This window comes from Streptosporangium sp. NPDC023963 (assembly GCF_040639135.1).
In the GTDB taxonomy this organism is placed as follows: domain Bacteria; phylum Actinomycetota; class Actinomycetes; order Streptosporangiales; family Streptosporangiaceae; genus Streptosporangium.
In genome coordinates this window covers 281,085-293,742 of the sequence record NZ_JBEZZK010000007.1, presented here as the reverse complement: position 1 = coordinate 293,742, position 12,658 = coordinate 281,085, and the positions used below count along the sequence as shown (strand labels likewise).

General features: G+C 69.7%; 13 protein-coding genes and 1 riboswitch. Of the genes, 5 read left to right on the top strand and 8 right to left on the bottom strand.

Annotated features, from left to right (window positions below):
- Window positions 1–95 precede the first annotated feature (95 nt).
- Window positions 96–596 (top strand): SigE family RNA polymerase sigma factor, encoded by a 501-nt coding sequence (locus AB0F88_RS23195; protein WP_362687520.1) that lies wholly within the window; start codon window positions 96–98, stop codon window positions 594–596.
- Entirely contained in the window at window positions 593–1,879 is a 1,287-nt protein-coding gene (locus AB0F88_RS23190; RefSeq protein ID WP_362687517.1) for a hypothetical protein, read from the top strand. The genes AB0F88_RS23195 and AB0F88_RS23190 overlap by 4 nt, the downstream gene beginning before the upstream one ends.
- A 68-nt stretch (window positions 1,880–1,947) precedes the next feature.
- On the opposite strand, the gene AB0F88_RS23185 is transcribed toward AB0F88_RS23190, so the two are convergent.
- Entirely contained in the window at window positions 1,948–2,910 is a 963-nt protein-coding gene (locus AB0F88_RS23185; protein ID WP_362687514.1) for a sugar kinase, read from the bottom strand.
- A gap of 74 nt (window positions 2,911–2,984) precedes the next feature.
- On the bottom strand, window positions 2,985–3,770 hold the full coding sequence (locus AB0F88_RS23180; protein ID WP_362687511.1) for an IclR family transcriptional regulator: 786 nt from the start codon (window positions 3,768–3,770) through the stop codon (window positions 2,985–2,987).
- A gap of 262 nt (window positions 3,771–4,032) precedes the next feature.
- Between AB0F88_RS23180 and AB0F88_RS23175 the strand changes: the two genes are divergently transcribed.
- Both AB0F88_RS23175 and AB0F88_RS23170 read left to right on the top strand, forming a co-directional pair.
- Complete coding sequence (locus AB0F88_RS23175; protein ID WP_362687508.1) at window positions 4,033–4,896, top strand: DUF4253 domain-containing protein; 864 nt, start codon at window positions 4,033–4,035, stop codon at window positions 4,894–4,896.
- 413 nt (window positions 4,897–5,309) lie between these two features.
- A riboswitch (cyclic di-AMP (ydaO/yuaA leader) is annotated at window positions 5,310–5,461 on the top strand.
- A gap of 247 nt (window positions 5,462–5,708) precedes the next feature.
- On the top strand, window positions 5,709–6,536 hold the full coding sequence (locus AB0F88_RS23170) for a hypothetical protein (RefSeq protein ID WP_362687505.1): 828 nt from the start codon (window positions 5,709–5,711) through the stop codon (window positions 6,534–6,536).
- Window positions 6,537–6,654: 118 nt separating this feature from the next.
- Here the strand turns inward: AB0F88_RS23170 and AB0F88_RS23165 are convergent, their stop codons facing one another.
- From AB0F88_RS23165 to AB0F88_RS23140, 6 genes are all read right to left on the bottom strand, one after another.
- On the bottom strand, window positions 6,655–7,026 hold the full coding sequence (locus AB0F88_RS23165; protein WP_362687502.1) for a hypothetical protein: 372 nt from the start codon (window positions 7,024–7,026) through the stop codon (window positions 6,655–6,657).
- A gap of 12 nt (window positions 7,027–7,038) precedes the next feature.
- Window positions 7,039–7,425 carry a roadblock/LC7 domain-containing protein gene (locus AB0F88_RS23160; RefSeq protein ID WP_362687499.1) on the bottom strand — a complete coding sequence of 129 codons (387 nt, stop codon included), beginning with the start codon at window positions 7,423–7,425 and terminating at the stop codon, window positions 7,039–7,041.
- A 79-nt stretch (window positions 7,426–7,504) separates the two neighbouring features.
- A complete protein-coding gene (locus tag AB0F88_RS23155) occupies window positions 7,505–8,407 on the bottom strand; it encodes a hypothetical protein (RefSeq protein ID WP_362687496.1) in 903 nt (300 codons plus the stop codon).
- A 4-nt stretch (window positions 8,408–8,411) separates the two neighbouring features.
- The gene (locus AB0F88_RS23150; RefSeq protein WP_362687493.1) at window positions 8,412–8,792 is read right to left on the bottom strand and encodes a roadblock/LC7 domain-containing protein; all 381 of its coding nucleotides are present in this window, start codon (window positions 8,790–8,792) and stop codon (window positions 8,412–8,414) included.
- Window positions 8,793–8,936: 144 nt separating this feature from the next.
- Window positions 8,937–10,157: a DUF4032 domain-containing protein gene (locus AB0F88_RS23145; RefSeq protein WP_362687490.1), complete on the bottom strand. Its 1,221-nt coding sequence runs from the start codon at window positions 10,155–10,157 to the stop codon at window positions 8,937–8,939.
- Window positions 10,158–10,220: 63 nt separating this feature from the next.
- Window positions 10,221–10,868 (bottom strand): class II aldolase/adducin family protein, encoded by a 648-nt coding sequence (locus AB0F88_RS23140; protein ID WP_362687487.1) that lies wholly within the window; start codon window positions 10,866–10,868, stop codon window positions 10,221–10,223.
- A 331-nt stretch (window positions 10,869–11,199) separates the two neighbouring features.
- On the opposite strand from AB0F88_RS23140, the gene ngcE reads away from it, so the two are divergent.
- Entirely contained in the window at window positions 11,200–12,657 is a 1,458-nt protein-coding gene (gene ngcE, locus AB0F88_RS23135) for an N-acetylglucosamine/diacetylchitobiose ABC transporter substrate-binding protein (RefSeq protein ID WP_362687484.1), read from the top strand.
- The last annotated feature ends 1 nt before the right edge of the window (window position 12,658 follow it).

Sequence of the window (12,658 nt, the reverse complement as noted above, 5' to 3'; positions counted from 1 at the left end):
GTCTTTCTTCGCCGGATTCAACAGTTTCGCCGCCAAGTCCGTCTGAGTTGTGACGGAATCGGAAAGCTGTGACGGACTCGTAAGGGCGAAGGCAATTGGACGACGAATCCCGTTTCACGGACTTCGTCGCTGAGCGGGCGGATGCGCTGCTGCGTTACGGCTACGTGCTCAGCGGTGACCCTCACGACGCGGCCGATCTCACCCAGGAGGCGCTGATCCGGCTGCATCGGGCGTGGTCCCGGGTGCGCCGCAAGCGCGATCCGGAGAGCTACACCAGGATGATCATGGCTCGGCTGCACATCGGCACCTGGCGGCTGCGCCGCCGCGAGCGGCTCACCTGGGACCTTCCGGAACGGGCTCATCTGGACGTGCTGCCCTCCGACGTGGAGCAGGGGCTGTGGCGGGCGCTCGAAGGTCTGCCCCGCAAGCAGCGGGCCGTACTCGTCCTGCGGTACTACGAGCAGCTGACCGACGTGGAGATCGCCGATGTTCTCGGCATCTCCCGGGGGACTGTCCGCAGTCACGCGTCGCTCGGCCTGAACAGGCTTCGTTCCGCCGTACCCCATCCCGCAGCGGCCAACGGGAGCACCCGATGAACGACGACCTGGAAGCCAACCTCCGCAGTGCCCTCGGCCACGCCTCCGAGCGCGCGCCGCACGCGCCGAGCAGCCTGTCCGCGCACATCGTGACCCGTTCCCGGCGTCGCGGGGCGCGCGCGCGGGCCCTGGCCGCGGCCGTCGCCGTGGCGGTGGTGGCGGGCGGGCTCGCGGTGGTGGTACGCGGCGCCGCCAACGGCCCGGACCCGACGGCGGCGGACCCGACGGCCGTGTCGAGCGCCGGGACCGCGGAGCCGCGCCTCCCGGGCGAGGTGTCCGAGGTTCCGGACCCTGTCGAGAAGGTCTGGCCGCAGGCGGTCAGGAAGATCCCGGCCCTGCTGCCCGACGGGCGCGAACTCCGGCCGCACGCCTTCATCGACGACCACACGCTGCTCACCGGGACCTGGTCGAGTCTGGAGAAGTCCGACGCCCTCTACGCCTACGACATGGACAGCGCGAAAATCCGCAAGATCACCGACATTCCCACGCCGAAGGGGACGGTGACGTTCGCCTTCGACTTCACCATCGGCGCCGGGCAGGTGGTCTGGTGGACGACCCGTGATATCGGTGACGAGAAGCTCGCCGATCTGTGGGCGGCCCCGCTCGCCGGCGGCCAGGCCCGGCTCGTGGCCTCGCACCGGAACGGCGAGGAGGGCGCGGACGAGGCTCTCGACCCGCCGGCCGTGACCGGCGACGGCAGGATCGCCTTCTCCTTCAGGGAGAGCGACGGCGTCTTCACCGTCCCCCTCGGGGGCGGGGCGGTGAAGCCCGTCGCGGGCGCGGAGAGACATCACGTCATGCGCTGGCCGTGGGTCGGTACGGCCGGGATGTTCGACTTCCTCGAAGAGACGACCCCCGCCGAATTGACGGCCCTGGCCGAACTGCTCAACGTGGAGACCGGGGAGAAACGCACGGCAGTGGTCAACCCCGGTGAGCTCGGCGTGCAATGCGGGCTGACCGCGTGCATCGGCAGGAAGGCCGACCACAGGTTCTTCCACCGGCTGCGCGACGGTTCCCAGGAGAAGGAGTTGCCGTTCGTCCCGGCCCACGCGCCCGGCGATTTCGTGGGCCGCTTCCAGAGTTCGACCTACCGCAAGGAGAGAAAGTCGGAGGGTGCCTTCCTGCACGATCTGGTCACCGGCAGATCCGGCGATTTCGGGGTCCGTCCCGGCAAGAACGGCCTGCAGATGCCGGGGCCGGGGGCCGGGATGAGCGGTGAACGGCTGATCAGCTACCGGCTCGGGGACCAGCGCGTGGTCATCGACCTCAGCAAGATCGACTAAGGCGCCGTCGCCACGGGCCCGGCGTCTCGCCCGGCACCGCGGGCCGCCGCTCCCGGGAAGGGCGCGGGTCAGCGGCTGACGGCGTCCACCGTGTCGACCGCGTCGGCCGGGCGCAACAGGTCCAGGTCGGAGCGGCGGGGCAGGCTCTCCCAGTCGCCGTCGGCGGTGACGGCGAAGGCCCCCGCGGCGCAGGCCGTGGCCAGCCGCCGCTCGGGGGCCGCCCCGGCGAGGGTCTCGGCGATCCAGCCCGCGGCGAAGGCGTCCCCGGCGCCCACCGGGTCGAGCTCGACGACCCGGTAGGGCTCCGCGTGCCGTACGGCGCCGTCGGAGAGCTCGATCGCGCCGAGGGCGCCGCGCTTGATGAGGACGTGGCGCGGGCCGAGGGCCGACAGGGCTCCGGCCAGGGTGAGCGGGTCGTCCCCCTCGACGACCAGCCGGGCCTCGGCCTCGGTCGCGAACAGGACGTCCACCGAGGCGACGGTCTCGCGCAGCGCGGCGGACGCCTCGGCGGGCGTCCACAGGGCACGGCGGTAGTTGACGTCCATCGACACGATCGCGCCCGCGTCGCGAGCCTCGGCGATCGCGGCCCGCACCGCCTCGGCGGCGGACGCCGACAGCGCGAGCGTGATGCCCGTGACGTGCAGCACGCGTGCCGAGCGGATCAGCGAGACGTCCAGGTCGGAGGGGCGCAGCCGGGATCCGGCGCTCGCCGAGCGGTAGTAGCGCACGTCGACCATCTCGGCCGTGCGCCTGCTTTTGATCATCAGGCCGGTGGGCGCCCCGGGGTCGACCCGCATCCCCCGCACGTCGACGCCCTCACCGGCCAGCGTCGAGCGCAGCAGCTCGCCGAACTCGTCGGCGCCCACCCTGCCGATCCAGGCCGCGCGCCCGCCGAGGCGGGCGACGCCGATGGCCACGTTCGACTCCGCGCCGCCCACGCCGAGCCCGAAGTCGCGGGCGTGCCTGAGCGGGCCGGTGCGCCGCGCGGTGAACAGCGCCATGCTCTCACCGAGCGTTACCAGATCAGTCATGGAAAGCGGGTCCTTAAAGAGTCGGCGGGCGGGCTTCGTCGGTCAACGGGTCGACCCGAGCTTTCCGGAGTCGGTCAACGGGTCGACCCGAGCTTTCTGGAGATGCGCAGGGCCGTCTCGGCCACCAGGGGACCCAGGTCCCGCACCCGCGCGGCGGTGATCCGGGAGGTGAGGCCCGAGATGGAGATCGCCGAGGTGGCGACGTCGTTGTGGTTGAAGATCGGTGCCGCGACGCAGCGCACCTCGGGCTCGTTCTCGCGGTCGTCGACCGAGTAGCCCCGCTGCCGGATCCGGCCCAGCTCGGCGCGCAGGCGCGCGGCGTCGGTGATGGTGTACCGGGTGACGTGCGGCATCCCGGCGGCCACGATCTCCTCGACGGCCTCCTCCGGCTGCCAGGCGAGGATCGCCTTGCCCACGGCGGTGCGGTAGACGGGGTTGCGGCTGCCGATGCGCGAGGCCATGCGCACGTTGGTCTCGTTCTCGACCTTGTCGATGTAGACCACGTCGGGCGGGTCGTAGACCACGAGGTGGACGGTCTCCCTGGCCTCCGCCATCAGGCGGTGCGACTCCTCGGCGGCCACCGTCCGCAGGTCGAGGGTGGCCAGGTAGGCCTGCCCGAGGTGCAGGGCGCCGCTGCCCAGCCGGTAGGCGCCGCTCCTGCGGTCGCGCTCCAGGAGCCTGGCCTCGATGAGCGGGGCGGCCAGCCGGAGCACAGTGCTCTTGGACATGTCGAGCGCCTCGGCGAGCCGGGTGAGCGACAGGCCGTGGCCCGCGCCCGCGTGGTCGCGTACGTGCCCGAGGACGGCGAGGGCGCGTCGGAGCGAGGCCGACTGGTTGCGTTCCGGAGCGGGCTCACTCATCGCGGCTTCCCATTGTGATCCGGCGATCGAATACCTGGTCAAGGTAGGCGAGTACACCGCCCTGCGGCCACTTTGCAGCACAACGTTCTGCACTGCACAACAAAACGCGGCCGACCTGCCGGGCGGGACGGCGCAGGACGGGCACCCGCCCGGTTCCGTTTCTCCCCACTACCGATAATTTTTGCCTGGACCAGGGCAGAACTGTCCCTCGGGATGGTTGACAGGCCAAAATTGGTCCGTGGTCAGGATCGGATCGGTAGAGATGAGCGATTGCGAGAGCGAGCGACTTCCGCCAGTTCTGGGCCAGCTGTTCGCCGATGGAGCCGACGGGAGCGAGGACGGCGACGGGCTCGGCGGGGGCGGCGGCAGGAGGCTCTCGGTGGAGCTGCCGCCTGGGGACGTGGTGTGGCCCGACCCCGGTTACGCCCAGCTCGCCGTCCGTCGCCGTCCGGCGTTCTGGCTCAGCGAGGTGGCGGTCTCCGGCGAGTACTGGGCGCGGCTGAGGGCCCAGCACGAGCGGTCGGGCCTGTGGCCGGTGCTGCTGGAGGACTCCGTCCAGCCCTGGTCGGCCGGGCAGATCGCCCCGGACACGGCCGGTCAGATCGACAACTACCACGCCGCCGCGTTCATGGCCGAGGTGTGGTCCGACTGGATCGCCAAGGCCAACCTCGACCAGCTGGAACTGCTCGACCCCTTCGGCCCCGAGTGTCCCGGCCCGGCCCCCTCGGGAAGGCTCGCCGCCGACCCCGGCGTGGTCGCCGACTGGTACGCCGGGCTGGTGGCCGAGCGCAGGACCCCGCTCGGGCTCGTCGCGGTCGAGCGCGGGGCCGACGCCCTCGCCGTCATGGGCTGGCAGGGCGCCCTGAACCACAACGAGTGGATGGTCCCGCTCGCGGCCGTCGTGCGGAGCTGGGAGGACAGGTTCGGGGTGCGGGTGGTCGGCATGGGTTTCAACACCCTCGACCTCAGCGTCGCCGCGCCTCCGACCACCTCCGAGCACGCCCTGCACGTCGCCGCGGAGCACTGGACGTTCTGCCCCGACAGCATCATCCAGGGGGCGGGGAACCTCATCGACTACGCCGAGCAGATCAAGGGCAGGAACGCCTGGTCGTTCTGGTGGGACTGAGCGGGACTGAGCGGGGCCGGTTGAAACCTGGCGGAACCGGTCGGCCGGGGACGGCCCGCGGGACGGGCTCTCCTTGAATGGACCTTTGCGGGGCGGGACCTTGGGTGAACCTTTACGGGGCGGGGCGGGACCGGCCGGGGACGGGTTCACGGGGCGGATGTTCCCCGTGTGGATCTCCGGGGACAGGGCCCTGGAACGGGCTCCGGGACGGGGTTCCGGGGGCGGATCCCGAGATGGGGGAGACATCCGTGCTGGTAGGACGGGTGTTGGCCTGGCGGGGCGATCGATGAGGCTTCCTTGAAGCTTGTAGGTAGATCTTCTGGGGTTTTCATGGTGTTTGCTTTGCTTTGTCCGGTTTGGGTGGGTAGTGTCCACAGTTATCGGTTGGCGACCTGCCCTTCACAAGAGGGAGCGGCCGGCCGACGTCGAATCCCGAGGGCCCCTCAGGGGCCCCGGAGCCGGGGAACCACGTTTCCGGGGTGAATCCGCCGCGACCACGCGGCGGTAGGGCAACTCCACCGCCCGAACCCGTCAGCTAACCCGGTAGACGAGATGGAGAGGAGATCCCCTCATGGATCACCGCGTTACCACGTCGGTGCAGCCCTTGTCCGTGCCGGCCACCTGAACTTTCCCCCTTCCCCCCGTACCTTCTCGCCGCGCCCGATCGCGGCACCTTCCAGATCGTGCTCCGCGTAGCGATTGCCTGAGATTCCGGCTACGCCCCCTTTTCCGACGAGCGCGTCCCCGCCACCGCACCACTCCGGTGTGTCGCACGTGGCTGCCCCGTTCCCTCGCGAAAGAGCCTTTTCTCCATGCGCCCCATCTTTGGTTTGCACAAGAACGGCCTGAGCAAGTTCACCTGGCAGAAGAACAAGTCCCGCGGAAACCGCCTCGCCGCCGCCGCCCTGGTCGGCGCGAGCGTCCTCGCCGCCACCGGTGTCGCGGTGGCGCTGCCCACCTCCACCTGTTTCGCCGCCACCGCCGACCCCGAGGTCGGGGTGGCGAAGGCCAGCGCCGAGTCCGTCCTCCTCCAGGGCGCGACCACGGCCTCCTACTTCTGGGACGACTCCTCCGGCCGGGCCGGTGACACCGGGCTGCCCGCCAGCGGCCGGCCGATGCAGAAGGGCATGATCGCCAGCCCGAGCTGGCCCCTGCTCACCGAGGGCTACCTCATCTACAAGGGCAAGAAGGCCAAGTTCTTCGTCGGCGACCGCGGCCCCGGTTCCCCCTCGAACCAGGGCATCATGATCGACATCGACGCCAAGACCTTCGCCGACCTGACCGGTGGAACGTTCAACGCCGGCACGCTCGGCGTGGACGGCAACGGCGGGATGGGCCACATCGACATCCAGTACGTGGTCACCAAGTGGGGTGACGGTACGGGGATAAAGAACCACCCCGTCGCGTTCTCCACCGGTGCCTGGAGCCGCAGGGACACCAGCCCGGCCAAGCCTCCGACGGTCGTCTTCGCCAAGGCCCAGCGACTGGGGATAGGCGTGCAGACCCAGCCGGTGAGCGCCGCGGTGCGGCCGTGGGCCGGCAAGCCCAAGGTCATGGTCGAGCCCGCCTCCTGGCACGCCCCGGCCGGCGTGGCCGCCGCCGGTGCCCGCGCCGCCGAGATCGGCGCCGGGAAGGGCTGAGCCGGAGCCGTCGCCCTCCGGAAGACCCCCGCCGGAGTCCTCCGGGAACGCTCAGAAAAGACGCGGAAAGGACTCCGGTGCGGTCCGTGCCTCCCGGGGCGCGGGCCGCACCGGAGGATCAGACTTCGAGCTTCTCCTCGATGCCGCGCAGGGTGTGCCGCGCGAGCGCGAGGTTGGCCCGGTTCCGGTCGAGAGCCAGGTAGAGGAACAGCCCTTTGCCGCTCCGGCCCGCGATCGGGCGGATCACGTGGTACTGCGTGCCGAGCGTGATGAGGATGTCCTCGATGCCGTCCTTGAGGCCGAGCGACTCCATGGTCCGCATCTTGGCCTTGACGACCTCGGTGTTACCCGCGGCCGCGACCTGGAGGTCGAGGTCCTTGGACCCGCCGAGCGCGCCCAGCGCCATCCCGCTGTTGTAGTCGACGACGACCGCGCCGATGGCACCGTCGATCGTCATCATCTCCTTGAGCGAGATGTCCATGTTGCCCATTGCTGTCTCCGATCACTGGGGTATCGATGTGCGCGAGCCGGCGGCGGCCAGCCTGGCCGCCGTCTTGCGGCCCTCCAGCCGGAGCAGCCCGAGGTTGGTCCCCGGGCGCGCCAGGACTGTGAGGACGATCTTGGGTCCGGCGGCGTAGAACGCCGCGTAGCCGTTGGTACCGGAGATCAACGTCTCCTCGAAGGTGCCCTTGCCGGCCATGCTCGTCATCCGGCGGCTGAGGGCCAGCACCGCGGAGGAGAGCGCGCCGGTCTGCTCGGTGTCCCTCTCCAGGTCGCTCGCTATCGTCAGACCGTCGACGCTGCACGCGATGCTCCCGTTCACGTCGGGCATGCGTTCTCGCAGCGCCGCCATCTCGCGCCGTATCTCCTCACGCAGTTCCACCGGCATCCTCCTTCCGATCAGCTTCAGCGTCCGCAGCCTTATCGGCATGTGACCGGGCTCAAGTCGCTCAAGTCGCTCAAGTCGCTCAAGTCATGGCCTCCAATGCGTTCCTGAGCCGGATGAGCAGGTTGACGTCGGCCGGGTCCCCGTTCGCCCTGGGGAGCCACTCCGAGGTCTCCGGAGAACCCGCGGCGGCCGCGGGGATCTCCGTGGCACCCCTCGTCCGCCTGGGCAGCGGGTCCGGTGCCCCGGGAGCCCCGGGAGCCCCGGGAGCCCTGGGAGCCGCAGGAGTCTCCGCCGGAGCGGGCTCCGGGAGGCGGAGCAGTCCGGACGAGGCGAGCTGCCGTACGGCGAGCAGTACCGAGTACGCGGGACGGCCCAGCTTGCGCGCCAGGTCGGCCGGGGTCGCCGTGGAGTCGGCGCCGACGAGCACCTCCCACTGGAGCGAGCTCAGCACCACCCGCTGGGCGCTGATGCGCCCCAGCGGGACGACCGGGAGCGTGTCCAGCTCCGCGGACGGCCAGGTCTGTTCCAACTGCGCCTTCCTTCGCTCGCACTCCCGGAGCAGGCCGGTCGCGTCGAAGTACCACTGCGGTCCGAGCCAGTGCAGCTCTCCCCGCCGGAACCTGGGCCGGTGCCCGGTGGCCTGCAGCAGGAAGTACGCGGCGTCGAGCACCGCGCTCAGCACGCAGAACTCCAGTTCCCCGCGGGTGAGCAGGCCCCGCGCGACCAGCTGCTCGCCCCCCGACGGCCCGGGGGTCGGCGCGTCCGGCGTCCGGCGTCCGGCGGCCTGCCTGACCTGACGCACGGCGTGGGCGGATATCCCGCGGCAGGCGCCCAGCAGGTCCTCCAGCCGGGGGGCCGCCGCGCTCTCGGCGTAGGTCACGCGACCGTCGGTGAGGTAGATGACCCCCGCCTTGCCGAGTCGCAGGGAGCCGGTGGCGTGGTCGCCGGCGAGCCCGCTGAGGATGTTCTCGACGTTCGGCATGATTTCACGTCGATATCAGACGGCCGGAAAGGGCCTGGAGACGGTGGCGGGCCAGGGCCAGGTTCGAGCGTTCGAGATCGAGCCTGACATAAATGACCAGAGGGCCGTCGAAAAGCGTTTCCATCGGCCGTAGCAAATGGTGGCCGCCGTCCGTGGTGATGATCATGTCGCTGATCCGGACCGTACCGCCGGGCGAGGCGAAGGCGAGCCCGTCGAGGGTCGCGCGCAGGGTCTCGCTCAACCCCGCGGCCGACCTCTCCACGTCCGCGTGGCGGCTCGCACCGCCGGTGGCCACCGCGGTCCCGCTGGTCTGATCGATGAGGATCGCGTCCAGGGCACCGGGGATGGCCATTACCTCGGTGAGGCAGTCTTCGATTCCGAGCACGTGCTCTCCCTCGCCAGCGACTTCAAGCGTCGCCCGGTCAGCGTAGGGACAGTCCTCGGTGACCGGGCTTCCTGGCTAGGGCTTTGATAGGAGAAGGCGTACGATTCTCCAACTGAGTAGGAAGTTATACACCCTGGATGGAAATCAACCCGTTGACTCGTCGGTGATGAATGCCTTTTCGTCCGGCTTGAAAACAAGAATGTTCTTCACATAGGAATTCACCGCGGCGGGCAGGCCGACGTCGTTCCCGGCCTCCTCCGACATGTACCAGCGGTGGTCGAGCACCTCGTGGAAGAACTGGGCGGGCTCCAGCTTGCCCCGCATCTCCTGGGGCACGGCCAGCACCGTCGGCTGGAACACCTCGGCCAGCCAGCGGTGGGCCACGATCGCCTCGTCCTCGTGGCGAAGGCCGTGCGACACGCGGAAGGAGTCGAGGTCGTTGAGGAGGCGTCTGGCCTGGTTCTCCTCCACGTCCAGGCCGGTCAGCCGCAACAGCCTGCGCTGGTGGTGCCCGGCGTCCACGACCTTGGGCCGGACGATCAGCCGGCCGGTGCCCGCCTTGCGGCGGACCATCATCTCCGCGACGTCGAACCCCAGGGAGTTCAGCCGGCGGATCCGCTGGTCGATCATGTGCCAGTCGACCTCGTCGATGATGTCGTCGGAGGTGAGCTCGCTCCAGAGACGGTGGTAGCGGCGGACGACCGAGTCGGCGACCTGCTCGGGGTCGATGGAGGGGTGCAGCAGCTCGCCCGCCTCCAGGTCGAGCATCTCGCCGAAGATGTTGGTGTGCGCGACGTCGATGTCGTACAGCCGCTGGCCCTCGCTGATCATGGGGTGCAGCTCGCCGGTCTCAGCGTCGACCAGGTAGGCGGCGAAGGAGCCCGCGTCCCGGCGGAACAGGACGTTCGACAGCGAGCAGTCGCCCCAGTAGAAGCCGCTGAGGTGCAACCGCACGAACAGCACGGCCAGGGCGTCGAGCAGCCGGTTGAGCGTCTCCGGCCGGACCGTACCCGACATGACCGCGCGGTAGGGCAGGGAGAACTGCAGGTGCTGGGTGATGAGCGCCGAGTCGAGCGGCTCGCCGTCCGCGTCGGTCCGCCCGGTGACCACGGCCACCGGCTCGACGGACGGGGTGTCCATCCGGCTCAGATCCCACAGCAGGCGGTATTCGCGCTTGGCGTAGTACTCGCTGATCTCCTTGATCGCGTACACCTTGCCCGACAGGCGGGCGAAGCGCACCACGTGCCGGGAGATGCCGCGGGGCAGGGAGACCAGCCGGTGCTCGGGCCACTGCTCCAGCGGGACGTCCCAGGGCAGGCGGATGAGGTCCGGATCGCTCGGGGCGCCGGTGAGCTGAAGGGGCATGCGGTCAGTCCTCGCGACGGGAAGTCCGGCGGTGTGCCGGTCGGACAGGTGGTCGTGCCGTGGTCAGTCCTCGCGGCGGGGGAAGGTGGGCGGGTCGAAGGCGCGCCGGACCACCGCGGCGAGTTGCTCCTCGGTGAGCACGCGGGGCTCGCCGACGCTCCTGGCCCGTACGTAGACCTCGCAGAGCCACTCCAGCAGCCGGGTCGCCTCGAAGGCCCCGTCCAGGTCGTCGCCGATCGTGACCCCGCCGTGGTTGGCCAGCAGCGCGGCACGCCTGTCCTTGAGGGCCGCCCTGACGGAGGCGGCTAGCTCGGGGGTGCCGTAGGTGGCGTACTCGGCGACCCTGACGGCCCCGCCGAGCAGCAGGACGTTGTAGTGGATCGGCGGCAGCTCGCTCATGGTCGTGGCGACCACGGTGCCGAACACGGAGTGGGTGTGCACGACGGCGCCCGCGCCGGTGGCCGCGTAGACCGCCAGGTGCATGGGGGTCTCCGAGGACGGCCGCAGGTCGCCCTCGACGAGGTGGCCCTCGATGTCGACGACCGGGCAGGCCTCGGGCTCCAGCCGGTCGAGGGAGACGCCGCTGGGCGTCACGGCGACCAGATCGCCCGCACGCACGCTGAGATTTCCCGCGGTCCCGACGACCAGTCCGGTCGTGGCGGCCCGGTGGCCGTACTCACACAGCAGTCGGCGCTGTTCGGCCAGCAACATGTTCCCAAAAGTAGGGGGTTGCGGTATCAGGCGGCAAACCCCCATTATCTGGTCTAGACCGGTTGTTGCTCCTCGATGACCGGGGGGCATGGTTCCTTTACCTTCCCATTGGCCGCGCGTCAACGGTTTGCCGGGAAATATCGGCTACTGTGTGCCGTTCTGTCATTGGATTGCACTTCCCTGGCGTTTGGTTTCTACCGGATATGTCGCGAGGACATCACGGCTCGGTCTAGACCGGATACGAGCTCTTGACGGTGGACTCCGGGGGTACGTACCTTCGGGCAAACGTTTAGGAAACTTTCCTAATTGATCCCCCGTTCAGGAGGGTTACATGTCCAACTCGGCCGGTACGCCCGGAGATATCACCCGGCGGCAGATGCTCCGCCGGATCGGCATGAGCGCTCTGATCGCCGGCCCCGGCGCCGGACTGCTCACCGCCTGCGCCACCGGCGGCGGCGCGGCCCCCGCGGCCCCGGCCTCCGCCGCCCCCTCCGCGGGCGGCGCGGTCTCCGCGAAGAACCCGTTCGGCGTCGCGGCGAACGCGCCGCTCGAGGTCGTCATCTTCAAGGGCGGCCTGGGTGACAGCTACGCGACCGAGGTCCACGAGCCGCTGTACAAGAAGGCGTTCCCGCAGGCCCAGATCAAGCACGTCGCCACCCAGCAGATCGCGCAGACCCTGCAGCCGCGGTTCGCCGGCGAAGACGTCCCCGACATGATCGCCAACTCCGGCACCGACCTGATGGACAGCGGAGCCCTGCAGCAGGAGGGCCAGCTCCTGGAGCTCACCGAGCTGTGGGACGCCCCCTCGATCGACGACCCGAGCAAGAAGGTGCGCGACATGGTCGCGCCGGGCACCGTCGAGTCGGGCCTCATCGGCGGCAAGCCCTACCTGATGAACTACGTCTTCTCCGCGTACGGCCTCTGGTACGACTCCGCGCTGTTCGAGAAGAACGGCTGGACCCCGCCGAAGACCTTCGAGGAGTTCAAGGCCTTCGCCGAGAAGGCCAAGGCCGCCGGGATCACCCCCTTCGCGTACGCGGGCAAGAACGCCGCCTACTACGCGTACTGGATGATCCTCATCTCCGCCGCGAAGATCGAGGGCAACCAGATCCTGGTCGACGTCGACAACCTCGTCGACGGTGTCTGGCAGCGCGACGCCATGAAGCAGTCCGCCGCCGCCTGGGCCGAGATCGCCAAGTACATGGACAAGTCCTTCGAGGGCCTGATCCACACCGAGGTGCAGCTCCGCCAGAACCAGGGCAAGGTCGCGCTGTACCCGTCGGGCTCCTGGCTGGAGAACGAGCAGAAGGCCCAGACCCCGGAGACCTTCAAGTACGCGCTGACGCCCACCCCCAGCGTCACCGCCGCCGACAAGATGCCGTTCGAGGCCATCCGCGCCGCCGCCGGCGAGGCCTACATCGTCCCCGCCAAGGCCAAGAACCCCAAGGGCGGCCTGGAGTACCTGCGCATCATGCTCTCCAAGGAGGGCGCGAGGGGCTTCACCGAGAAGTCGGGCAACATCACCGTCGTGACCGGTGCCGCCGACGGCCTGGAGCTGTCGCCCGGCAACGCGAGCCTCAGCGCCGCGCAGACCGCCGCCGGCCAGAACATCGTCACCTTCAGCAGCTTCGAGAACTGGTACAAGGAGTTCGAGACCGAGCTGCGCAAGCAGACCAACGCGCTCATGTTCGGCCGCATCTCCGCCGACGAGTTCTGCGAGAAGATGCAGAAGGCCGCCGACAAGACCAAGGCCGACTCGTCCATCACCAAGCAGAACCGGACGGTGTAGC